The following is a 24,359-nucleotide window of genomic DNA, read 5'->3' on the forward strand; positions in this document are numbered from 1 at the left end:
ATTTATATAGCAGGGGGAAATATGCAAAATTATGCTGCGGGGTCTCTCGACCAAGAACAATTTTTACCCATTCAACTACGCGTAGATGTGCTCAGGCGACTATTAGCAGAACATAATGTTTGTGCCGAAGAGATACATTGCGAGTGCACTCAAAGTAAACGCATATTGATGAACCTGTTACTGCAAGCCGCTGCAGTTTAGTGCAGTGGCTTATACAAAATTCTAAGCAATATATGCTGTGTATTTAACAGAATTATTGCTAGCTCTTATCTTTGCGGATCAAGTAACGATAAGGTTTATCTTCGATCTCGCTAGCAAGCAAAGTATGCCCCATAAAGCGACAAAAGCTAGGTATGTCTCGCGTGGTGGAATGGTCATCCGCACAGATTGCCAGGGTTTCCCCAAGTTGCATATTACGAATACTCAAACGCACCATCATTACGGGTTCAGGGCAACGCAGGCCAATGGCATCAAGTTGATGATTGGCACTGTCAAAATCCGCTGACGCCACATCAAATCCCATAATCAATGCGATACTGTTTGATATTAGCTAGGTGTTCGGATAACTCAGGCTGTGCATCAACTTGGGTCTGCAAATATTCAATTAAATCTGCCAAACTAACAATTGATACGACTTGAGTGGCAAAATCACGTTCAACTTCTTGAATAGCAGATAACTCACCTTGACCTTTCTCTTGACGATCCAGGGCAATTAGTACACCAGCAAGGCTAGCGTTATGAGCTTCAATGATACGCATCGACTCTCGAATTGCAGTACCAGCGGTGATCACATCGTCAACTAGCATCACTTTTCCGGTAAGGGGGCTACCGACTAAACTACCGCCTTCACCATGAGTTTTGGCTTCTTTACGATTAAAACAATATGGCTTATCTACGTCATGTTTGTCTGCCAACGCTACTGCAGTAGTAGTAGCGATGGGGATCCCTTTATAAGCAGGGCCAAATAACAGGTCATAATCAATCTTTGACGCTTGTAAAGCTTGAGCGTAATACTGGCCCAATCTCGCTAAATCTCGACCGGTATTAAATAATCCAGCATTGAAAAAGTATGGACTTTTACGCCCTGACTTCAAAGTGAATTCACCAAACTTAAGCACACCACGGCCAAGGGCAAATTCAATAAATTCTTTTTGATAATCTAGCATTTATCTACCTATATCTTGAGAAGCAGTTTGTTTTTATTTTAAAGCTTAGTTAAGCGCGATTTTTTGCTCATCGAACAATTCACGTATGCCGTGTTTTGCTAGCTCTAGCATCTCGTGCATTTCTTCGATGCTAAACGGTTCACCTTCAGCAGTACCTTGAACTTCGATCATTTTGCCAGTGTCGGTCATCACCACGTTCATGTCCGTTTCTGCTGCAGAATCCTCGATATATTCTAAATCAGCAATGGCGTTTCCTTTGTAAATACCCACAGAAATAGCCGCAATCATATGCTTCATAGGGTTCGCTTTGATTATTCCTTTACTACGCATCCACGTTAGGGCGTCAACTAATGCCACACAAGCACCCGTAATCGAAGCCGTTCGTGTGCCACCGTCAGCTTGAATCACGTCGCAATCTACGACTATAGTGTTCTCACCGAGTAGTTTCAAATCAATCGCTGCGCGCAATGAACGAGCAATTAAGCGTTGAATTTCTAGCGTGCGTCCACCTTGCTTACCACGGGCTGCTTCACGGTCGGAGCGAGTGTGCGTAGCACGAGGCAACATGCTGTACTCAGCGGTTACCCAGCCTTTACCTTGTCCTTTCATAAAACGCGGTACACCTTCGGTCACTGATGCGTTACACAATACTTTAGTGTTGCCAAACTCAATCAATACCGATCCTTCTGCATGGCAGGTGAAATTACGGGTAATAGTAACGGGGCGAATTTGGCTCGCAGTTCTGTCATTCGGGCGCATAGGTGACTCCTTTAAATAATTTGCGCGCATTATACCGAAATGGTGACAGGGGTTCTTAATAAAATCGCTTAAAACAGTACTTATCTATCCCTGTAAAAATCTGGGCAGATGATAGCTATCGCGCATTGAGTTCACAAAGGTATAATGACCTCATGATTTAACTAAGGAATTAACCGAATGATATACAGCATGACTGCATTTGCCCGTCGCGAACTCAAAGCGCAGTGGGGAACCGCCGTATGGGAAATCCGCTCCGTTAACCAACGCTTTCTTGAAACCTATTTTCGTCTACCTGAGCAATTCAAAAGTCTTGAACCTATATTACGTGAACGTTTTCGCAAGCAGCTACAACGCGGTAAAGTTGAATGTGCGTTGCGTTTTGTAGCCAATGACGCAGCAGTGGGCAAACTAAGTTTAAATGAAGATCTAGCGCGCCAAGTCATGAATGCTGCAGATTGGGTACAATCTCATGGCCAATCAGCCGGCGTTAATCCATTAGATGTGCTGCGCTGGCCTGGTGTTATAGCCGCAGAAGAAGCAGATATGGAAGGTATTCAGGCAGATGTACTGGCTGAATTTGACGCAACCCTTAACGACTTTATTACTGCCCGAGCTACTGAAGGCACCAATTTGCGCGCGATGATCGAACAGCGTCTTGATGGAATTCAAGTGGAAGTGGATAAGGTCACCACTCACATGCCAATCGTTATCCAATGGCAACGAGATAAAATACTCGCTCGTTTTGAAGAAGCCAAAATAGAACTTGATGCCAATCGCGTCGAGCAAGAAATGATTATGCTGGCGCAAAAAGTCGATGTGGCAGAAGAACTTGACCGCTTGGTATCACATATAGGTGAAACCCGAAAAATTCTTAAAAAAGGGGGACCAGTAGGTCGCCGGTTAGATTTTATGATGCAAGAATTTAACCGCGAGTCAAATACACTAGGCTCGAAGTCAATCAACAGTGACATTACCCAGTCGGCGGTGGAGCTAAAAGTATTGATAGAACAAATGCGTGAGCAGATTGCGAATATCGAGTAAATAAAGTTAGCCAATAAATTTTTACTGTAAAAGCCTCTATTTTTAGAGGTTTTTTACCTCCAGTTCTACCTAATCCAAAGCACTTCTCATTTAGCCGTTAGTTTCTCACCTTTATGCGGTTCATGCCTGAACGGCTAAAAGTCTCAAATCAATTGACTAAACATTTCTGAACGAGAACTTATGCGATTGCTATACATTGATATTTTCGTTCCATGTGAAACATACATTTAAGCTGATTAACCAACTTGAATTCAATAACTTACCCGTATTTGGCAGCAATATATACTGTTTCATTAATGCAACGTAGCCTCACCTAGCGCGGGCAATTAAGTTTTTTAACAACCTATCTGAATATATAAGTAGCATTTTCACTATTGAAAGGGTTCTCTTATCTTTGCAACTAATCTAGTATGCGCGCACATCAATTTACCCTGTCATTAGGTAAATAAATACGTAGTCAAAAGCTTGGCTTTCTAGCCTTTAGTCTATGTCAAAATTTTTAACAATGACTAGATTAGAATATGACACACAATAATAAACGTTTGATTTATATTATTTTTAATTAAATGGCTTGCTATATGCTAATAGAAATTAAGCACAGTGTAGCCGCGATTTTACCTGGCATGGTCCACGTAGCGGGTACGTATTTTAAATGAAAGATAATTAACTGGTTTAGATGTACAGATGTCTTGTTTAACACGAAAATTACAGCAGCAACTTACTCGATATATTCAACGTAATAGCAACGCGTTAGCTGCCGATGATGCCGAGCAAATTCGCCACACATTGGTGAGCAAAGGAGTATGCCCTTCGGACGTTACAACGGATCAGGTAAAAGTGATTCTACAGTGCGTGCGAAGCAGCTAAATAGCGATCGATTCGTTGAAGTACCGGTTGAAGTCTAACTTGAATTCACTCGCCATTACCGCCTTTTCAACTCGGTACTGGGAGTGCAATAAGTCAATTTCAACTGGTGATAAGTAATGTGCACTGCGAACAGAATAAAAAACCTTCACTAGAGGTTTGAGAGGATGGTTGTCGTTCTGTTTAATCACTACCGCTATTTTCTCACTGGATAATTTCACCAAACTGCCTACCGGGTATACCCCTATACATTTAATGAATTGCTCCACTAAATCTTGATCGTATTTTATTGGCGTGTCTGCGTGCAAAATTTTCAATGCCTTTTGCGATGGCATTCCAGCCTTGTAGCAACGATCAGCAGTAATGGCATCGTATGTATCAACTATTGCTATCATTCGACCAAACAATCCAATCTCGTCGCCCCTAGCACCTTCAGGGTAACCATAACCATCTAGCCTTTCATGATGCTGAGAGATAGTTTCAATAATACGTTCGGGAATCCCCATATCTTCTAGTACACGCACACCAAAATAGACATGATCACGCATCACGACCATTTCTTGATCAGTTAAACGACCAGGTTTATGCAAAATATCATCAGGTACTTTGATTTTACCAATATCGTGTAAAAAACCAGATAAGGCTAACTCTTGCACTTCGTCGTCAGGCATTTCTAGGTAACTCGCAAAATTAGCCAATAAAATAGCGACGTTCAATGAATGTTCAAGTAAATAGCTGTCTTTCTCGCGAATTTTCGTCATGCACAGTAACGCATTGGGATTACGATTAATGGACGACACCAGTTTAGTCGTAAATTCTTTTGGAATGGCAATGTCAATCGGTAAGCCTTTGTTAACCGATTGCAGCAAGCGACGTTGCAGAATTTTACCTTTATCATGAAGCTTGGCTGCTTTACCTATTTCATCGGCAAAACTAATATTTATATCTTTAACGTCTTCAACTTGGGGTAGGGATTCTTCAGGCTTAGGTAACTGCTTACTTAAATCGATAATCAAGGATACGATCCCTTGTTTTTTCATTGCAGCAATAGCAGCATCACTTGTCACTCTTCCTCTACTTTTAATTTTTAGGTTACCGTTTTGCACTGCAATCGAGTCAACATACATGCCGATTTCTAGTTCATTTACCGGGATAGTTTTCAACACTAAAAATATATTCCAAATAGACGTAAGACCGAGGATGCGAGAAAAATAAACGATTTTGCATATTTGCGCAAATCCGATAGATCATTAAACAGCAATAAGTACCTTTTCATTCACTATTACTTTCTCAGCGCATTTGTACTAAGCCGATCAATTTAGGGTTATCACTGGCTATATATTCTCCAATTACGTCGCAAAGTAACAATTCACGAAAAAAAATAAATTAATAACAACTTTTGTTAATAAGAAGTTAAATATGGTTTATTGACATATAGTTAACATGACTTTAACGTAATCCTGCGTTTACATCTTGCTGTTAGCGTAAGGCTATTTGCAGCACCAAGGTTTGCGCCTCTTTGGATGATTATCAACCAGGATCACAAGGTACATTTATGAACTCACACACTAAATTTAAAAAGTCATTGCTGACTAGCAGTATTTCAGTGCTACTCAGCAGTGCAGCCGTTATGCCTGTTATGGCGCAAGAGCAAGCAGCCCAACAAGATGTAGAAGTTATTCAAGTCAGTGGTATTCGTGGCAGTTTATTACGCGCCATGGATATAAAACGCGACTCAAGCGGCATAGTAGACGCTATATCCGCAGAAGACATGGGGAAGTTTCCCGATTCTAACCTCGCCGAATCACTTCAACGCATTACTGGCGTATCGATTGACCGCGCCAGTGGTGAAGGCTCGCAAGTTACCGTTCGTGGCTTTGGTGCAGCGAATAACCTTATTACCTTAAACGGCCGTCAACTGCCTACCACAACAGGTAGTAGAACCTTCGATTTTGCTAATATTGCCTCAGAAAGTGTATCTGGAGTTGAAGTTTATAAAACCGCAGATGCTAGCGTAACTTCTGGTGGTATTGGCGCAACCATCAACTTATCCACTCACCGTCCATTTCAGTCACCAGCCACGAAAGCGACTTTTGGGGCTAAATTAGTCGATGACAAATCGACTGATAAGGGCGACAAAACACCGGAAATAAGTGGCTTATACTCGCAAACCTTCGCTGACGAAACATTTGGTATATCTATATCTGGTAGTTATCAAGAACGTGAAAGCGGAATGCAAGAATTTATTGATACCCAAGGATATCGCGCCAGTGAATATACCAATACCGGTTGGGGTGGCGTGCCTGCTGGGGCAGAAGGCGGTACAAATCGTCCAACATCAGGTATCTATTCAAACCCCCAACAACCTAGATATGTATTTGAAGAGCGCCAGAGAGACAGGACCAATGGCCAACTTGTTTTACAGTTTAGGCCCACTGATAATATTACTACGACTTTAGATTACACCTTGATCCGCAATAACGTAGAAGAGCAACACACCGACGCTTCAGTATGGTTTGGTTATGCTGGTGATCGCAGCGAATCAATTTGGGCCGGGGAGCCAAACTCGGTACCGCTGGTTTATTCAGAAATATATGAAATCAACAGCGACGCAGACTTAGAGGATACGTCATTGACAGTTGGTTCATGGGGTCGTGAAGAGAGCATTGATTCAATAGGTCTCAATATAGAATGGCTGGTTAATGACGACCTTGAGCTAACACTAGATCACCACAGTTCAGAAGCTGAAATGAAGGCTTCAGACCCTCGCCATGGTACCCGTAACAATATTCAATTACCTTCTTACACACGTACTCGGACAGGTTTGGATCTAACAGGCGAGTTACCAGGCATTGCCACTGGTAGTATCGAGAACTTTAATCCAAATACCATGCGCCTATCGGGAAGCTGGTTTGCCAATGACTTCTATACATCAGAAATAGACCAGACCCAAGTGAAAGGTAAATATGTATTAAATGACGACACCAGTATCGATTTTGGGGTATCTATTAATACAGTAAATAATCGCTATCGCCATACCCAAGTGCAGCGGGCTGACTGGGGCGGTGTAGGGGTGGAAGGTGACTTTGCTGACGTGAACTGGACCGAAGACACTATTCTCGATAAATTCGATGCCAAATCAGGTAATTTTGAGGGTACAGCAACCCAAGGTGAATACGATTTATTCAATCGTATTTGGTACGCCGATTTCGATGAAATTGTGCGCGCTGCTGAATTTGCAGATCCAGTAGCCAACGTCGATACAGTATGGGGAGACTGTTTAGCACCTGAAGGCGCATCAGCGGGGCCAAATGGTGAAGGACATTTTTGTGCTTCAACCAACTGGGATGCTGAAACCAACCGCTTTACTGAAGAAGAAACAACATCCGCTTTTGTGCAATTCCACTATGATGGTGAGTTAGGTGACATGCCGTATAATGCTCATCTAGGTATGCGTTACGAAAAAACGGATATCACCTCTACCGCCTCAGCACCTGGATACAGTCGCGTTGAGTGGTCTGAAGCGACTTCTACGGCTGTAACTGGCGTTACCGGCATTGAAACACTTAAACAATCTGCTGACTATTCACAGTTCTTACCTAGTTTTAATTTTAATCTGTCGGTCACTGATGACGTGATTGTGCGCGCTGCGTTGAGTAAAACTATTTCACGTGCTGGATATGGAGCCCTACAAGGCGGCACTACTATCAGCACCGCGGGTAGCTTAAGTGGTTACTCCGGGAATTCAGGGAATCCAGGACTTCGTCCATTGGAGTCGGTAAATTACGATTTATCTGCTGAATGGTATTACGAAGAAGGTAGTTACGTATCTCTAGGGTATTTTAGAAAAGATGTTACAAATTGGATTACCACTGGTACCAACAACTCAACGATCTTCAATCTTGCTAACCCATTAGACGGTGAAAAATTTGATGCTGCAGTGGCTGCATTAGGCGCCGGTGCGACTAACCAACAGTTGCGCACTTACATCTTTGAAAACTATGCTGATGATCCAAACGTTACACCCAAGTTTAACGAAAATGGCGAGTTGGACGGCGGAACAATATTGGGGGATTCAGCTACTGACAACCTTGTTAACTTTAGAATCAACGTACCGATAAACGGTGATACAGAGCACACTATTGACGGTATTGAATTTAATGTTCAGCACTTGTTCGGTGAATCCGGTTTTGGCGCAATTGTTAACTACACAATGGTTGATTCTGGACTAGAGTACGATAAGTCATCATTGAGTGACACCGAAGCATTAGTGGGCTTAAGTGACACTGCTAACCTAGTTGCTTTTTACGATAAAGACGGTTTGCAAGCTCGAATTGCCTATAACTGGCGCGATGAATTTTTAAATGAACGCCGAGTAAATGGTGACTTAACAGCGCCTATATTTACCGACGCTTATTATCAAATTGACTTTAACGTAAGTTACGAAGTAAAGCAGCTCGAAGGACTGACTGTTTTCTTAGAAGGTATCAATATTACTGATGAATATATCAATGAATTCGGCCGAGATAATCGTTTGATTTATAAACTTACGCAATCTGGTGCTCGATACAACATTGGAGCAAGATATACCTTTTAATATTCTTCGCTAAAAATTTCAAAAAATTTGTCGCAGTACTTAAGACGTACTGCGGCTTTTGTCTAATTAAGCGAATGAACAAAATAATCGATAATGAACGTTAATTGGCAGTAATAAATAAAGATGGGGCTTATATGGCAAACCATGCATTACTAAATAGTATTGAGCATAGCGATTTACGTGTGATCACCCAAAGAGGTGATGAGTATGATGACAACCTTTGGTTTACACCCACATTCGTGGATGAAATACGCAGCGTACAAGCACATTACCCTATTGTATTTCATAAAAATCCTGAAAGTGGTCAATTCACCCCCATCACATTGTTTGGTTTTGAACAGCATGAAAACCTATTTTTACAAGATGATAAATGGGATGCAGCTTATCTACCTTTGTCAGTTCAACGATTGCCATTCTTTATTGGGAAACAGGAGATTACAACCGATGGCATAACAGAGCAGGAACGTGTTATTACTATCGATTTAGATTCACCTCGCGTGAGCAAAACTGAGGGCATTGAATTATTTTTAGAGTACGGGGGTAACAGTCCATATTTAGAAGATATAGCCACAATATTAGAAACACTGCACCACGGACTACAAGGCAACGAAGCATTCGTCAAAGCATTAACCACGCTCAATTTGCTTGAGTCGATGACGTTAGATATAACCTTAGATAATGGCGCAAATCATCAACTAATTGGCTTTTATACGATTAATGAAGAGGTACTTAATAATCTAAGTCCGGAGAATATAGTGCGCTTACACAATGCAGGTTACTTGCAAGCAACCTATCTTATTTTAGCCTCGCAAGTGCATTTCAGAGATTTAGTCGCCCGCAAAAATCAGCGTATTAGCCATACTGCAGATGAGTGAGTTGTGAATTCTAAGGAGTCAATCACATATACTTCGCACGTTACACAAAGCGTAAAGTGTATCGAAGGTATTTCACCAGACAACCTACCATCAGCCTTACTTTCAAGTCATGAGCCAATCATTCTAAAAGGCTATTGCCAGCATTGGCCGCTTGTAAAGGCGGCAAAAAAATCTGATTTAGCTGCTGCAAAACATTTATTACAGTTCGATCAAGGTAAACCGTTTAATGTCAGTTATCTGCCAGCATCGGAAAAAGGACGCGTATTTTACAATCACGATATGTCGGGTTTCAATTTTCAGATAAAGCAACAAGCACTTACTCAAGTACTCGACGAAATCCTCAGCCGCGCTCAAGCTGAGAGCCAAGAATGTGTCTATGTTAGCGCCACCAGCATTGCCCAGAACTTACCCCTGCTACTTGAACAAATAGAATCTTTGCGTGACGTTAACGCGCCGCTGGTCAATATTTGGCTGGGTAATGCCAGTCTCATTGCCGCTCACTATGACTTTGCCCAAAATTTAGCCTGCTGTGCAGTAGGCAAACGCCGCTTTACCTTGTTTCCACCTGACCAAATAAAAAATCTTTACGTTGGCCCATTAGATAAAGCACCCGGTGGTCAGGCAATTAGTACAGTGGATTTTGCGGATCCTGATTTGACACTGCATCCAAATTTTACTCACGCCCTTGAATCAGCCCAAGTAGCAGAACTCGACGCTGGTGATGCGCTTATTTTACCAAGTATGTGGTGGCATCATGTACAAGGGTTAAGTGGATTCAATGTGCTTATAACTCATTGGTGGCGCGATAGTCCTGCACAAATGGGCAGGCCGACTAATGCCTTGTTACTCGCCATGATGAGCCTACGAGATTTACCGGAACATCAGCGAGATGCTTGGCGGCATTTATTTGATCATTATGTATTTGATTATCAAGAAAGTGATTACTCACATATACCGGATAAAGCTAAGAATATGTTAGCTAGCCCAATGGACGAATTAACCTTACGTAAATTACGTGCTGATTTACAAAATAAACTCAGACGTTAATAAAGCAGATGCAGTACGAGTAATAATAATGAATGAATACGCTATTAAACATGTGGTTATCGCTGGTGGTGGCACCGCAGGATGGATGTCTGCAGCTGCCTTTGGTAAATTATTTGGCAAAAATATTCAAGTGACGCTCGTTGAATCTGATGCGATCCCCACAGTAGGAGTTGGTGAAGCAACCATTCCTACTTTGCATCTATTTCATGATTTATTAAAAATCAACGAGGCTGAATTTATGGCGGCAACTAACGCCACTTTTAAGCTAGGCATCATGTTCGAAAACTGGCTAGAAAAAAATCAATCTTACTTACATTCGTTCGGGCACTTCTCTCACGGGTGTTGGGCTGCGGGCTTTCAACATTTTTGGTTACGGGGTAAGAAATTAAAAATCGCTAGCGAAATTGGCGATTATTGCCCAGAGCACCTTGCATGCAGATTAGGTAAATTTGCAACAGCCCCTAAACAAGAGAGAAATCATGCGTACCATTTTGACGCCAGTTTATATGCTAAATTTTTACGCGATATCGCGCAAAAAAGTGGCGTAATGCGGGTAGAAGGTACAATTCAGCAGGTCAATTTAAATCACAATAACGGGGAGATTGAATCATTAGTGCTGGCGAATGGACAGGTAATTAATGGTGATCTGTTTATTGATTGCAGCGGTTTTCGTGGTTTATTGATTGAACAGGCTCTTCACACTGGATATGAAGACTGGGGCCACTTATTACCCTGTGACAGCGCCGTAGCCGTGCAAACTGAGTTACATAATGATAGCGTGCCCTATACTCGCTCTATTGCTCATAATGCTGGCTGGCAGTGGCAAATCCCATTACAGAACCGTATGGGCAATGGCTTAGTGTTTTGTAGCAAGTACATGACCGACAACGACGCCCAACTGCAGCTACTGGCGAATATTCAAGGAAAACCTTTAAATACGCCTCGGGTGATCAAGTTCAAAACGGGTGTCAGACGTAAGCTGTGGAACAAAAATTGTGTCGCTATAGGTTTGGCTGGTGGTTTTATAGAGCCGTTAGAATCAACCAGTATTCATCTTATTCAACAAAGTATCATTCGTCTTATGCAGTCCTTACCCACAAAGCGCATGGAGCCTGCCTTGGTGGATAAATTCAACTCAACCATGCGAAATGAAATCGACAATATTCGAGACTTTATCATCTTGCATTACCACGCTACCGCGCGCAAAGACTCTAGATTTTGGCGCTATTGTAAAGATATGTCGATACCTGATACTTTGCGGGTGCGTATGGAACAATTCGTTCAACGGGGTCATGTGTATCAGGGCAATGGTGAATTATTCGGTGAAGCGTCATGGTTACAAGTGATGCTAGGTCAGGGCATAAAGCCTGAAGCTTACCACCCCATAGTCGATTCAATGTCTGAGCAAGAACTAACGATGTTTTTATCAAACAGTAAACATCAAACGGCTAGGCGAGTGAGTACGTTACCGAACCACTTAGATTTTATTCACCATTACTGTAGAAGTCCGACGATTTAACAAAACATTCTCAATATCTAAGATCCATTGCAAAAATCCATTAATGTGTTCATAAAGTTTTGTTAGTAAGTACACACAATGATTAAAAGGCTTTAAATATAAAATAAGGCAGTTAAGAGTTCAGTTTCCATAACATCTCGTCGAGTGTTGGTCGCCATTGAAAAGTAGCGAGTTTCACCCTATTTGCAATAACCGCTACATTTTCTTCCTGTAATAAACCGGCTTGAAGCAACGCTTGTTCTGAGCCGACGGGAAAAGCAAGTTGTCCCGTTGAGCGCAACACACGGTACCAAGGAACAAACATATCTTTAGGAACAAAACCAAGAGATTTCCCCACCAGCCTAGCGCGTCCAGGTAATCCCGCCAGATCGGCAATCTGCCCATAACTAGCAACCTTTCCTTTTGGGATAACGCAAACTGTTTGCCAAATTTGGTTATAATATGTCTTTTTCACCATAGTCATGACTCGATAGAATGGTTGTTCAGCCCCCATTATGCCTTCATCGATGAGAATCCCCATGCTCAAACACGTTTATTTGTCATCAATAGCATACTTAAACTCTGACTCTTTTGGTTTAGGGTTATGAGTAGAGTTATATGTACACACTGCGATTATCCACAATCAGTGTGTATGTGTAATTTGCTATGTACTGTCACTAGCACGCAGGAAGTTATTATTCTGCAGCATCCTAGTGAAGTTAATCACGCTAAGAGTAGTGTGAAATTAATCCGCTTATGTGTTCCAAATAGTCAAATATGGGTGGGTGAGACAGCACACGACTTCTGCCAGCTTATTGATGATTTGAAAGAACAAAAGCGAAAGGCATGTGTCGTTTATCCAAGTCAAAATAGCATTCCATTGGAATCGATAGACAATAGAGAACGTCGCAATGTTGATACGCTTATATTACTTGATGCGACTTGGCGTAAGGCTTATAAAATGTGGCAATTAAACCCTTGGTTACATGACTTACCCGCATGGAACTTTGCTGAGCCACCCAAAGGAAAATATCAGATCCGCAATACAACAGTTGAATCAGGCTTATCAACACTTGAGGCATTGGCGCAAACGCTGTACCTCACCCAGGGAATTGATAAAACCCCATTACTTGAAACGTTTATGGGTATGCAAGCACGGGTATTCGCACGTCATTTATCCAATCAGTTAAGCCAAGACCAGTAAAACTTAGAAAATATTATAATAACCACACTTTTTTTATGGAAAACGGCCCAAAAAGGTAAAAACACTAACCTTATCTAGTCTTTGTCATGCATAATTTGAATTAGTCGTTGATTGGCGACAATATTTTATTATTTTGCGGAAGCTACTACCGCGGTTTTGTGACGTTGGGTTGGAAACATAGAGAGTCTAGTGAGTATGTTGGTGTTATTTTGAAAATAGCTATTTTTTTCGCTTTTATGTTGTGCTGTTTTAGTGTCGATACTGAAGCGCAAAGCATCACAGTTCCGCATTTTTCAACATCAGAAATAACGCAAAGTGACATTAGTACTCAATTGACTTACTTGAGTATAGGTAGTGCTCAACTTCCTAACTATCAAAGCGCTTTGAAAGACTGGCTACACTCTTTTAAAGAGCGAGATATGAGTAGCCCATTTAAAGACAGATACGTTACCGCCTTCGAAATTTATAACGATACCAAAAATAAAAATTGGTTTCTTCATTCCAATGGATCCGTTGTCGAGACGTTACAAATATCCGTGTACAAAAATAACAACGCTGCACTGACAACGCTATCTGGATTAGATCACGAAAATAGTTATCCGTTACATTATGGCAGTCATATAACCGTGCAACCGGGTGAAACGATTACAGTACTAATGCTATTCAGTAGTGACTTTTTCTTTGCACCGATGAAGATAAAGCTACAAACCCAAGACCATATGAAGCACATTGTGGCTATTCAAAATGTCACCTTATTTACCTGCTTCGGAATTTGCTTAGCGTTGGGTTTATATAACCTATTTATCTTTATTGTTATGCGTGATAACCAATACCTTTATTACGCGCTGTCTACACTATTTTATGCCAGTTCATGGGCTGCTCTTTTCGGCGTATTTGAGTATTTAAATCTATTCAGTACAAAAATTTGGCTAATGCCGGGATTTTTACTCGGTTCAGCGTTTTCCGCATTTTTTCAAATTGCTTTTTTCCGTCTGAATATTACATCTAAACGTATTATGTACCTTCTATTGGTAGTGGGTTGCTTGTGCTTATTGTTACTTCCGCTAGCATTTTATAGCCAAGCGATGGGCTTAATAGCCGTATCCATAATGAGTACAGCCGTTTTATTAATCGGTCTAGGTGTAGGTATCGTTGCATGGAAACAAGGGTATAAACCAGCTCGTTATTTTGTTATTGCTCTAATTTGTGTGATAGCGCCAAATATCATTGGCAACTTATTAAATTTAAGAATATTGCCTGGTATCGGTAACATAGATATCTATTTATTAGGCTTTGTTGGTATTGCCGCAGATTCCTTGATTTTAGCATTTGCGCTCGCCGAAAAGATGCGCTTGATAAATTTACGCAATAACCAACTTAAATCTCAGTTAGAACACGCTGTCGAGCTTCGTACTCAGGCTCTAGTAGAAGCGAATCAAAATTTAGCCCTGTCTAATCGCAATCTTGTTGAAGCAAATTCAGCTAAAGATCACTTCTTAGCCAATATGAGTCACGAAATTCGCACGCCTCTTACCTCCATCATGGGATATGCAGACGGAATATTATTAGGCGATATCGACAAAGCCGAGCAAGAACGCGTGACTAATATTATTTATCAAAACGGCGCACATTTGCTGCATATTATTAATGATATTCTTGATCTCAGTAAAATTGATGCCAACAAACTCGACTTCGACGCCTCACCTTGCCATTTGTTTTCTTTACTCGGGGAAATAGAGTCAGTGGTGAGTAAAAGGGCAAAAGACAAAGGCTTACGTTTTCGCATAGATTATGTATTTCCGCTGCCTGAAAAAATTATTACTGACGCGACTCGGCTCAAACAAATATTATTTAATTTAACAAACAACGCGCTGAAATTTACACACCTCGGGCATATTCGTTTACACGTCAGTATCTTGGATTCGATGCTGGTAATCGAGGTGATCGATTCCGGAGAAGGGATCAGTCAAGGTGATTTACATAAGCTTTTTAATCCCTTTACTCAAGCCGATAGCTTGATCAATCGCCAAGTAGGAGGTACAGGTTTAGGTTTGAGTATAGCGAAGCGCTTAGCCCAAGGGTTAGGTGGCGACATCAAGGCCAAAAGTCAGCCCCGCCAAGGCAGTAACTTTACTATTACGATTAAACTGGTTACCCCTAAGGACACACCTTGGTTAAGTACCGCGCAGGAAGTTGACCTTTCAAACATTAATCAGGTTGTTCATTCTCCGAAATTACCTCTTTTAGGTGCTTGTAAGGTGTTACTCGCTGATGATCACCCAAACAATCGAGAGCTCGTGGCTTTACTGCTAAAACGCATGAATATAGCGGTAACTGAAGTTGCAACAGGTCGACAAGCTTTGAACGTATTACAGACCGAACAATTTAATTTGTTACTACTTGATATTCATATGCCGGAACTTGATGGAGTGGAAACACTAAAACAAATCCGTAGTTTGGGAATTACCACGCCCGCTATCGCTTTGACTGCCAACACGATGAAGCATGAAGTCGATTATTATTTACGAATTGGTTTTACCGATCATTTAGCCAAGCCCATTGAACGAAATATATTCGTTAATAAAGTCAGCCGTTACCTTAACTTAACAACTCCGGATAAAGTGAAAGTCGCCGACGAAAAAATGCTGCCTCTAATCAATGGATACATTGCAGATTTACGCAATGAGCTGGCCATTATAGAGAAAGCTTGGCTAAATAAAGATTTAACAGCGATCACTGAATCAATCCATAAAATTAAGGGTGCTGCTGGCTCATTTGGCTTAGCCAATATAAGTGAGGTATTTAAATCTTATGAAAGACTTATCGCAGATAATGACGAATTTACGTTAACAAAAAGCATAGCGAAAACACTTAAATACACCCATATGTGCCTCGGTCTACCAGGAGTAGACTTAGCTCAAGCAATCGTAAACTTTAACCAGTCACTTGAAACATACTTAGCGCAATTGCCGGCCGCTATTTCGCGCAGTGAAGCTGCGATTGATGATGTTATTAAATTAATGAGAAAAGGAGACACGTTTACAGCCTTAAAAATAGTCGCTCTTTTACAGCAAGCTTTTGCAGATAACGCGTTTACACACGCCAATATTTATCTTGAACAACTTTCGTCTTTACTGATCACCGGCGAACAAAACATAAGTGTATACGAAGACGCTATTGAACCGATTAAAATAGCTCTTCAAAGGCTATCAGAGACGTTGAAATAAGATATTAATGTGCTAACACCAATAAAAGAATAATTGAAGTGCGACGCCTCTGCTGCGTTTATTTTGGAGACAAAAAACCCGGCTTATAGCCGGGTTTCACATGAAACAATTTAGCATTTCAATTATTTGCGAAGTTTGCGAATCAATCGTAACTGCGCGATGGTTTCGGCAAGCTCTGCAGCAGCTTCTGCATATTCAAAATCAGCGCTTGGATTCGCAATATGTTCTTCAAGGCGCTTTTTCGCCTCTAAAACGGCTTGCTCATCTAAATCTGACGCGCGAACTGCTGTATCCGCTAGTACTGATATGTGACCGGGTTGTACTTCAAGTACGCCGCCAGCAACATAAATCAATTCTTCTTCGCCGAACTGCTTAACCACATTAACCATTCCAGCTTTTATGGTAGTAAGCAAAGGAGCATGACCGTACTGAACACCAAGCTCACCTTCACTTCCGGTAACTTGAATGCTCTGTACTAATCCAGAAAATATACTATCTTCTGCGCTTACCACATTCAGTTGAATTGTCATTGCCATAAAACCTCCTAACAAAAAAAATCAAACGTATCCGAAGATACGCTTACATTTTTTTGGCTTTCTCAGATGCTTCTTCGATTGAACCAACCATATAGAAAGCTTGTTCAGGAAGGTGGTCAAATTCGCCTTCAAGAATGCCTTTAAAGCCAGTGATGGTATCTTTCAAAGATACGTATTTACCAGGTGAACCAGTGAATACTTCAGCTACGAAGAAAGGCTGAGACAAGAAACGCTGAATTTTACGAGCACGTGAAACTGACAATCTATCTTCTTCAGATAACTCATCCATACCCAAAATAGCGATAATATCTTTAAGCTCTTTATAACGTTGAAGTACCGATTGAACGCCACGTGCAGTGTCATAGTGCTCTTGACCGATAACAAGCGGATCAAGTTGACGTGATGTTGAATCGAGTGGGTCAACAGCTGGATAGATACCAAGAGAGGCGATATCACGTGATAATACAACGGTTGCATCTAAGTGAGCGAACGTTGTAGCAGGTGAGGGATCGGTCAAGTCATCCGCAGGTACGTATACCGCTTGAATCGACGTGATTGAACCAGTCTTAGTTGATGCTATACGCTCTTGTAGCACACCCATCTCTTCAGCCAATGTTGGTTGATAACCTACCGCAGATGGCATACGACCTAACAATGCAGATACCTCAGTACCAGCAAGTGTATAACGGTAGATGTTATCTACGAAGAACAGTACGTCACGACCTTCGTCACGGAATTTCTCGGCCATGGTTAAACCAGTCAACGCTACGCGTAGACGGTTTCCAGGAGGCTCATTCATTTGACCGTAAACCAACGATACTTTATCAAGTACGTTAGACTCGTTCATTTCATGGTAGAAATCGTTACCTTCACGAGTACGCTCACCAACACCAGCAAATACCGAATAACCACTATGCTCGATAGCGATGTTACGAATAAGCTCCATCATGTTTACGGTTTTACCTACACCCGCACCACCGAACAATCCAACTTTACCACCCTTAGCGAACGGACATACCAAGTCGATAACTTTGATACCTGTTTCAAGTAGCTCAACTGAACTTGACTGTTCTTCATATGTAGGAGCAGCTCGGTGAATAGACATACGCTCTTCTTCACCAATTGGGCCCGCTTCATCGATAGGGTTACCCAGTACATCCATGATGCGACCAAGTGTAGCCTTACCCACTGGCACCTGAATGGCTTCACCGCTATTTTCAACGGCCAAGCCACGGCGCAAGCCGTCAGTAGAACCCATGGCAATTGTACGTACTACGCCACCACCTAGTTGCTGCTGTACTTCTAGGGTCAAACCTTGCAAATCACCTTGGGCAATACGCAATGCGTCATATATTTTTGGAACCGAATCTTGTGGAAATTCAATGTCCACAACGGCGCCAATGATTTGGACGACCTTACCTTGACTCATGTTAATTCCTCTTAAATTCTAAAACCTTTGCCTACACCGCTGCCGCGCCGCTTACAATCTCACTGATTTCTTGTGTGATTGCTGCTTGACGAGCTTTGTTGTATATCAGTTGTAAGTCATCAATTAAGTCACCTGCGTTATCCGTGGCCGCTTTCATTGCGACCATGCGAGCAGCTTGCTCGGAGGCAGCGTTTTCAACTACGCCTTGATATACTTGAGACTCAATGTAACGAACCAGTAATGTGTCCAAAATTGGTTTTGGATCCGGTTCGTATATATAATCCCAACGGTGCTTTAATGCTTTATCGTCAGATTTAGGCAAAGGTAACAATTGATCGATCAGTGGCTCTTGAGCCATGGTGTTTACAAACTTGTTGAACACCAAATACAGGCGGTCGATTTTACCTTCGTTGAAGGCCGTTAGCATAATACGTACTAAACCAATCACATCTTTCACACTTGGTGAATCACCAATGCCTGATTCAGCGGCCAACATATTGCCACCGAAACGGTTGAAAAATGCACATGATTTAGAACCTAGTGCTGCAAAATCAACATCTACACCTTGTTCTTGCCATTTTTTCGCTTCTTTCGTGACCTTCTTGAATTCGTTGGTGTTTAAACCACCACATAATCCACGGTCAGTAGAAATAACGATATAGCCGACACGCTTTATCTCACGGTCTTCTAAGTAAGGATGGCGATATTCAAGGTTAGCGTTAGCCAGGTGACCGATCACGTTTCGAATATTCTCAGCGTATGGACGACTTGCAGTCATACGGTCTTGCGCCTTTTTCATTTTAGACGCAGCAACCATTTCCATTGCACTGGTGATTTTCTGAGTATTTTTAATACTCCCGATCTTACCTTTTATCTCTTTACCGCTAGCCATAAATCTATCTCCGATTATTCAACGAATGCACTGTCCGCGAAGACAGTGCCATTGATTACCAAGTTTGTGTTGCTTTAAATTTCTCTAAAGCTTCAGCTAACATGGCTTCAATTTCAGCGTTGAAATTACCTGTATCGTTGATAGTTTTTATCAGCTCAGCGTAATCGCTGTTCATGTACGAGTGCAACGCAGCTTCAAAATCTAAGATTTTATCTAGCTCAACGTCTTTCAAGTAACCTTTTTCAACAGCGAACAATGAAAGAGCCATATCAGCCACTGAAAGTGGAGAATATTGGTTCTGCTTCATTAATTCCATTACACGCTCACCATGCTCAAGTTGAGCACGAGTCGCTTCGTCAAGGTCAGATGCGAATTGCGAGAATGCCGCTAATTCACGATACTGAGCAAGCGCTAGACGTATACCACCACCTAACTTCTTAACGATTTTAGTTTGCGCAGCACCACCAACACGAGAGACTGAAATACCAGCATTAACCGCAGGACGAATACCTGAGTTAAACAAATCAGTTTCTAGGAAGATCTGACCATCCGTAATTGATATTACGTTGGTCGGTACGAATGCTGATACGTCACCGGCTTGGGTTTCGATAATAGGTAATGCGGTCAAAGAACCTGTTTTACCTTTAACTTCACCGTTGGTGAACTTCTCTACGTAGTTTTCGTTCACACGTGCAGCACGCTCTAGAAGGCGTGAGTGCAAGTAGAAAACGTCACCAGGATAGGCTTCACGACCTGGCGGACGACGTAGTAATAGTGAAATTTGACGATAAGCAACAGCTTGCTTAGACAAGTCATCGTATACGATCAACGCGTCTTCACCACGGTCACGGAAGTATTCACCCATAGTACAGCCAGAGTAGGGTGCTAGGTACTGCAATGCCGCTGATTCAGAAGCAGATGCTGCAACAACAATGGTATGAGCCATTGCACCGTGTTCTTCAAGCTTACGCACTACGTTAGCAATCGTTGACGCTTTTTGGCCAATTGCTACATAAACACATTTAACGCCAGAGTCTTTTTGATTGATGATCGCATCGATGGCCAAAGCAGTTTTACCTGTTTGACGGTCACCGATAACCAATTCACGTTGTCCACGACCAACTGGGATCATGGCATCAACCGATTTATAACCGGTTTGAATAGGTTGATCTACCGACTGACGTTCAATAACGCCAGGGGCAATTTTTTCTACGGGTTCAAACCCATCAGCTTCAATTGCTCCTTTCCCATCGATTGGGGCACCAAGTGTGTTTACAACACGACCTAGTAATCCACGACCTACTGGTACTTCAAGGATACGACCTGATGAGGTTACCTTTGTGCCTTCTTGAAGGTCAGCGTAAGGGCCCATAACAACCGCACCTACAGAGTCACGCTCTAGGTTCAATGCGATAGCGTAGCGATTACCAGGAAGCTCAATCATTTCACCTTGCATTACATCTGCAAGGCCATGAATACGGATAATACCGTCGGTTACACCAACGATAGTTCCTTCGTTACGAGCTTCACTTACTACTTCAAACTGTTCAATTCGCTGTTTGATCAGTTCTGCAATTTCAGTGGAATTCAGTTGCATGCTCTTTTCCCCGTTATGCTTGTAACGCGTCTGTGAGACGGTTTAATTTACTTTTAACCGATCCATCAATCACTGTATCACCGGCTTTAATAACTACTCCGGCAATCAGCGTAGGGTCGACGCTACAATTAAGCTTAACTTTTCGTGCAAGACGCTTTTCAAGGGCTGCGCTAATATCGGCTTTTTGTTTAGCATTAAGTTCGCTTGCTGATATAACATCAGCATCGATCTCTTTGTCGAATTCAGCTTTGAATTCGTTAAACAAAACAGATATTTCAGGAAGCGCTTGAAGACGTTTATTTTCAGCCAAAACCGTTACTAGGTTCTGACCATGTTGGTCGAGTTGCTCACCACAGACTTTATTAAAAATCTCTGCTAGCGAATCAGGCGCGACAGCCCCAGACATTAAATTTTTAATATCAGGGTTGACCGCGACTTGCGCTGCAAAGACCAGCATTTCTTGCCAGCCCGCGATAATTTTCTGCTCAACCGCATAATCGAACGCAGCTTTTGCGTAAGGGCGAGCAATGGTAGTCAATTCAGACATAGCTCAAATTCCCCTTATAGCTCGGCGACAAGTTTTGCAACTATGTCACTTTGCGCTGCTGCATCAATTTGACGCTCAAGAATTCTCTCAGCACCGGCAACAGCTAACGCTGCGACTTGCTTACGCAAATCTTCTTTTGCACGGTTACGCTCAGCTTCGATCTCAGCATGACCTTGAGCAATGATATTCTCACGCTCTTGGTGGGCACGTTGCGTTTCCTCATCAACAATTTGAGTACCACGCTTCTTAGCCTGCTCGATAATTCCAGCTGCTTGAGTTTTCGCCTCTTTTAACTGCTCAGTTACTTTATCTTGAGCTAGTTCTAGATCTTTTTCGCCGCGTTCAGACGCAGCAAGACCATCAGCAATTTTCTTTTGACGTTCTTCTATTGCGCCCATAATTGGGGGCCATACAAACTTCATGCAAAACCACACGAAGAAAATAAATGCTAGAAGTTCGCCAAATAGAGTGGCATTGATATTCAAAACCGCTCCTCCTATATTCGTTATTGTCTAGTTAGGTGCTTAAACAGCAAACTTCGCGCTTTCAACGAACAATAAGAAAAGAGCGATTGCTACACCGATCATTGCGATTGCATCTATAAGACCAGCAACAATGAACATTTTAACTTGTAGTTGAGGCGCTAGCTCAGGTTGACGAGCAGCAGACTCTAGAAATTTACCACCTAGTAGTCCGAAACCAATCGCTGGGCCCAATGCGCATAGTCCTATCAAAATACCAACTGCGATATAAAGATTACCTAAGATTTCCATAGATTTTCACCTTTGTGTTTAAGTTAATGTTAAAAAAATAAAACGTTGTAAAACTAGTGTTCTTCACTTGCTAAGCTTAAATACACGATGGTCAACATCATGAATATAAACGCTTGTAATGGAATAATTAACAAGTGAAATGCTGCCCATAAAAAGTGAATTGGCAACTGCCAAACACCTAGGGTTCCTGCAATAAGAATAAATATCAGCTCGCCGGCGTATAAGTTACCGAACAAACGTAGTGATAAGGACAATGGCTTAGCAATCAAAGATACCGTCTCTAGAATAAAGTTAAACCAGTACAACCAAGGCGTATTAAACGGGTGAGCATAAAGCTCTTTCAAAAAACCGCCAACACCTTTGATTTTTATCGAATAAAAAATCATAAGTGCGAATACACCCAAAGACAACGCGAAGGTCATGTTTACGTCAGTGGTTGGTACTACTTTCATATAAGTATGAGATTGGCCAGCGGCAATAACATCCATAGACTCGCCTGCTATTAATGATGCCAAAACAGGAAGAAAATCTACCGGTATTAAATCCATTAAGTTCATCAGCAATACCCATACAAAAATGGTTAATGCCAAAGGTGCGATTAATTTACTTTTACCGTGATATGTACTTTTCACTGTGTCGTCAACAAACTCGACGATCAGTTCAACACATGCTTGCCATTTGCCTGGCACGCCTGCGCTTGCTTTTTTCGCGACCGCGCGAAAGCTCAAAATAAAGACTAATCCAAGTACCACCGACCAAGCTAGTGTATCGACGTGAAAGGTCCAGAAACCTTCGCCAACAGTTGCATTGGTTAAATGGTGCTGAATATAACCACTAATGGTTTGTTCGCCAGCAGATCCTGCCATTTTGCCACCCAAGTATGTAAAGTTAAAAAATTTGTATTAGTCTCGTTAATCTCTAACGCGACCTAAAAATAATATTGCTGGCCACTGGCTAACTAAGGTCACTACATAACTCAACAACAATGGCAGCGGTTGTACGTCTTTCCATTGATAAACCACAATAAAAAAAATGATAGTGGTGAAAAATTTGAGTTTTGAGCCTTTATTAAATTGTTGCACGACCAGTTTATTTTTACTGGCACCAGCGTATCTAAATGCAAAATAGGCGAATATGGCGCTGGGCAACATACAAATAACACCGCCCAACAGAGATGATATAGCCGAGTTATGACCAAAAAATACCGCGAAAAATACACTTAGGACGATAATAACAATCACTTGGCAATAAAAAATGTGTTTTGCCAACTCTCGACCCGATGCGGTTAAACTCGCTATCAACTTATTCCTCTACTTGCTGATACCTTCAAAAGCGCCGAAAGTATACTTATCTGCGACGAATTTACAACTGAAAAGGGTATTTCGTCTGCCTATTTGTAACATTACTTTATGTGCGACAAAATTCCGTCTAATTCATCTAAACTAGAAAAATTTATAACTACTTTACCTTTGCCTTTGGCGTTATGGGCAATTTGTACTGGTGCGCCTAAATTTTGCGACAACTTATCTTGTAAACGCTCTACATCAGGATCAAGTTTTTTATCTACTTTTGGGCTAGCTGGTTCAAGAAATTTACGCACTAAATTTTCGGTATCGCGAACGGTTAAACCTTTGCCAGACACTATATGTGCTGCTTCTAGTTGCGAATCACCGTCAAGGCCGAGCAGTGCTCTAGCATGGCCCATTTCAATATCGCCGTGTTCGAGTAATAATTTTACATCTTCGTGAAGATTATTTAGACGCATTAAATTAGTCACTGTAGTGCGAGACTTGCCAACGGCGGTAGCGACTTCTTGGTGAGTTAATTCAAATTCATTCATCAGACGCTCAAGTGCTTGAGCTTCTTCCATGGCATTTAAATCTTCACGTTGAATATTTTCAATCAAAGCAATCGCAACAGCCGCTTCATCGGGCACATCTTTGATTAAACAGGGGACGGTTTCTAAACCAGCCAGTTGGGATGCTCTCCAGCGACGCTCGCCCGCAATAATTTCAAATTCGTTGTTACCAACGGTACGTACAATAATCGGCTGAATTATACCCTGAGAACGGATAGATGAGGCTAAATCTTCCAGTGCGTCAGATGACATATCTTTACGGGGTTGATATTTACCAGGCTTAAGGAACTCGATGGCTAGTTGTTGTAATTCACTGTCGGTATGTTGTATTTGCTGACCTTCAGCATTACGTGATGCTTGACTAGTCGCCAATAATGCATCTAAACCTCGCCCTAATCCTCTTTTTTTCACTGACATGTATTTCTCTATTCAACCGGTATTAATATTGA

The 24,359-nt window shown here is 41.8% G+C and carries 24 protein-coding genes; 9 read left to right on the forward strand and 15 right to left on the reverse strand.

What is annotated here, in order from left to right:
• Positions 1-21 precede the first annotated feature (21 nt).
• Positions 22-201, forward strand: coding sequence for a hypothetical protein (locus tag GQR89_RS21065; protein WP_158772045.1), 180 nt, complete (start codon positions 22-24; stop codon positions 199-201).
• 58 nt (positions 202-259) lie between these two features.
• Here GQR89_RS21065 and tusA read toward each other — a convergent pair whose 3' ends face one another.
• From tusA to rph, 3 genes are read right to left on the reverse strand one after another with little or no spacing between them, the layout of a single operon-like run.
• The gene (gene tusA, locus GQR89_RS21070; RefSeq protein ID WP_370460992.1) at positions 260-523 is read right to left on the reverse strand and encodes a sulfurtransferase TusA; all 264 of its coding nucleotides are present in this window, start codon (positions 521-523) and stop codon (positions 260-262) included.
• A complete protein-coding gene (pyrE, locus tag GQR89_RS21075) occupies positions 513-1,166 on the reverse strand; it encodes an orotate phosphoribosyltransferase (RefSeq protein ID WP_158772047.1) in 654 nt (217 codons plus the stop codon). Before pyrE ends, tusA begins: the two co-directional genes overlap by 11 nt.
• Before the next feature lie 45 nt (positions 1,167-1,211).
• Positions 1,212-1,925 (reverse strand): ribonuclease PH, encoded by a 714-nt coding sequence (gene rph, locus GQR89_RS21080; protein WP_158772048.1) that lies wholly within the window; start codon positions 1,923-1,925, stop codon positions 1,212-1,214.
• Positions 1,926-2,102: 177 nt separating this feature from the next.
• Here rph and GQR89_RS21085 point away from each other — a divergent pair, with 177 nt between their 5' ends.
• Both GQR89_RS21085 and GQR89_RS21090 read left to right on the forward strand, forming a co-directional pair.
• Positions 2,103-2,966 carry a YicC/YloC family endoribonuclease gene (locus tag GQR89_RS21085; RefSeq protein WP_158772049.1) on the forward strand — a complete coding sequence of 288 codons (864 nt, stop codon included), beginning with the start codon at positions 2,103-2,105 and terminating at the stop codon, positions 2,964-2,966.
• Between the two features lie 684 nt (positions 2,967-3,650).
• Positions 3,651-3,833: a hypothetical protein gene (locus GQR89_RS21090; RefSeq protein ID WP_158772050.1), complete on the forward strand. Its 183-nt coding sequence runs from the start codon at positions 3,651-3,653 to the stop codon at positions 3,831-3,833.
• On the opposite strand, the gene GQR89_RS21095 is transcribed toward GQR89_RS21090, so the two are convergent.
• Positions 3,830-4,996: an HD-GYP domain-containing protein gene (locus tag GQR89_RS21095; protein ID WP_158772051.1), complete on the reverse strand. Its 1,167-nt coding sequence runs from the start codon at positions 4,994-4,996 to the stop codon at positions 3,830-3,832. The genes GQR89_RS21090 and GQR89_RS21095 overlap by 4 nt on opposite strands.
• Positions 4,997-5,385: 389 nt before the next feature.
• Between GQR89_RS21095 and GQR89_RS21100 the strand changes: the two genes are divergently transcribed.
• The 4 genes from GQR89_RS21100 to GQR89_RS21115 all read left to right on the forward strand — a co-directional run bounded on the left by GQR89_RS21100 (position 5,386) and on the right by GQR89_RS21115 (position 11,868).
• Positions 5,386-8,427 (forward strand): TonB-dependent receptor, encoded by a 3,042-nt coding sequence (locus GQR89_RS21100; RefSeq protein ID WP_158772052.1) that lies wholly within the window; start codon positions 5,386-5,388, stop codon positions 8,425-8,427.
• Positions 8,428-8,561: 134 nt separating this feature from the next.
• Positions 8,562-9,302, forward strand: a complete 741-nt coding sequence (locus GQR89_RS21105; protein ID WP_158772053.1) for a SapC family protein — start codon at positions 8,562-8,564, stop codon at positions 9,300-9,302.
• Positions 9,303-9,305: 3 nt separating this feature from the next.
• The gene (locus GQR89_RS21110) at positions 9,306-10,349 is read left to right on the forward strand and encodes a cupin-like domain-containing protein (protein WP_233269036.1); all 1,044 of its coding nucleotides are present in this window, start codon (positions 9,306-9,308) and stop codon (positions 10,347-10,349) included.
• Positions 10,350-10,377: 28 nt separating this feature from the next.
• A complete protein-coding gene (locus GQR89_RS21115) occupies positions 10,378-11,868 on the forward strand; it encodes a tryptophan halogenase family protein (RefSeq protein ID WP_158772054.1) in 1,491 nt (496 codons plus the stop codon).
• Positions 11,869-11,980: 112 nt separating this feature from the next.
• Here GQR89_RS21115 and GQR89_RS21120 read toward each other — a convergent pair whose 3' ends face one another.
• A complete protein-coding gene (locus GQR89_RS21120; RefSeq protein ID WP_158772353.1) occupies positions 11,981-12,325 on the reverse strand; it encodes an MGMT family protein in 345 nt (114 codons plus the stop codon).
• Positions 12,326-12,451: 126 nt separating this feature from the next.
• Here GQR89_RS21120 and GQR89_RS21125 point away from each other — a divergent pair, with 126 nt between their 5' ends.
• Complete coding sequence (locus tag GQR89_RS21125; RefSeq protein ID WP_158772055.1) at positions 12,452-13,051, forward strand: tRNA-uridine aminocarboxypropyltransferase; 600 nt, start codon at positions 12,452-12,454, stop codon at positions 13,049-13,051.
• A gap of 209 nt (positions 13,052-13,260) precedes the next feature.
• Entirely contained in the window at positions 13,261-16,278 is a 3,018-nt protein-coding gene (locus GQR89_RS21130) for a 7TM diverse intracellular signaling domain-containing protein (RefSeq protein WP_158772056.1), read from the forward strand.
• Positions 16,279-16,400: 122 nt separating this feature from the next.
• On the opposite strand, the gene GQR89_RS21135 is transcribed toward GQR89_RS21130, so the two are convergent.
• The 10 genes from GQR89_RS21135 to GQR89_RS21180 form a co-directional block, all read right to left on the reverse strand.
• Complete coding sequence (locus tag GQR89_RS21135; protein WP_158772057.1) at positions 16,401-16,814, reverse strand: F0F1 ATP synthase subunit epsilon; 414 nt, start codon at positions 16,812-16,814, stop codon at positions 16,401-16,403.
• A gap of 43 nt (positions 16,815-16,857) precedes the next feature.
• Positions 16,858-18,243 carry a F0F1 ATP synthase subunit beta gene (gene atpD, locus GQR89_RS21140; protein ID WP_158772058.1) on the reverse strand — a complete coding sequence of 462 codons (1,386 nt, stop codon included), beginning with the start codon at positions 18,241-18,243 and terminating at the stop codon, positions 16,858-16,860.
• A 31-nt stretch (positions 18,244-18,274) separates the two neighbouring features.
• Positions 18,275-19,135 (reverse strand): F0F1 ATP synthase subunit gamma, encoded by an 861-nt coding sequence (gene atpG / locus GQR89_RS21145; RefSeq protein WP_158772059.1) that lies wholly within the window; start codon positions 19,133-19,135, stop codon positions 18,275-18,277.
• A 55-nt stretch (positions 19,136-19,190) separates the two neighbouring features.
• Complete coding sequence (gene atpA / locus GQR89_RS21150; protein ID WP_158772060.1) at positions 19,191-20,732, reverse strand: F0F1 ATP synthase subunit alpha; 1,542 nt, start codon at positions 20,730-20,732, stop codon at positions 19,191-19,193.
• A gap of 13 nt (positions 20,733-20,745) precedes the next feature.
• Positions 20,746-21,279 carry a F0F1 ATP synthase subunit delta gene (gene atpH / locus GQR89_RS21155; protein ID WP_158772061.1) on the reverse strand — a complete coding sequence of 178 codons (534 nt, stop codon included), beginning with the start codon at positions 21,277-21,279 and terminating at the stop codon, positions 20,746-20,748.
• 14 nt (positions 21,280-21,293) lie between these two features.
• The gene (gene atpF / locus GQR89_RS21160) at positions 21,294-21,764 is read right to left on the reverse strand and encodes a F0F1 ATP synthase subunit B (RefSeq protein WP_158772062.1); all 471 of its coding nucleotides are present in this window, start codon (positions 21,762-21,764) and stop codon (positions 21,294-21,296) included.
• Positions 21,765-21,803: 39 nt separating this feature from the next.
• Positions 21,804-22,052 (reverse strand): F0F1 ATP synthase subunit C, encoded by a 249-nt coding sequence (gene atpE, locus GQR89_RS21165; RefSeq protein ID WP_006994918.1) that lies wholly within the window; start codon positions 22,050-22,052, stop codon positions 21,804-21,806.
• A 53-nt stretch (positions 22,053-22,105) separates the two neighbouring features.
• Positions 22,106-22,918 (reverse strand): F0F1 ATP synthase subunit A, encoded by an 813-nt coding sequence (gene atpB, locus GQR89_RS21170; RefSeq protein ID WP_158772063.1) that lies wholly within the window; start codon positions 22,916-22,918, stop codon positions 22,106-22,108.
• 45 nt (positions 22,919-22,963) lie between these two features.
• Positions 22,964-23,353, reverse strand: a complete 390-nt coding sequence (locus tag GQR89_RS21175) for an ATP synthase subunit I (RefSeq protein WP_158772064.1) — start codon at positions 23,351-23,353, stop codon at positions 22,964-22,966.
• A 101-nt stretch (positions 23,354-23,454) separates the two neighbouring features.
• Positions 23,455-24,327 carry a ParB/RepB/Spo0J family partition protein gene (locus GQR89_RS21180; RefSeq protein ID WP_158772065.1) on the reverse strand — a complete coding sequence of 291 codons (873 nt, stop codon included), beginning with the start codon at positions 24,325-24,327 and terminating at the stop codon, positions 23,455-23,457.
• Positions 24,328-24,359: the final 32 nt, after the last annotated feature.

Source organism: Paraglaciecola sp. L1A13 (genome assembly GCF_009796745.1).
In the GTDB taxonomy this organism is placed as follows: Bacteria; Pseudomonadota; Gammaproteobacteria; order Enterobacterales; family Alteromonadaceae; genus Paraglaciecola.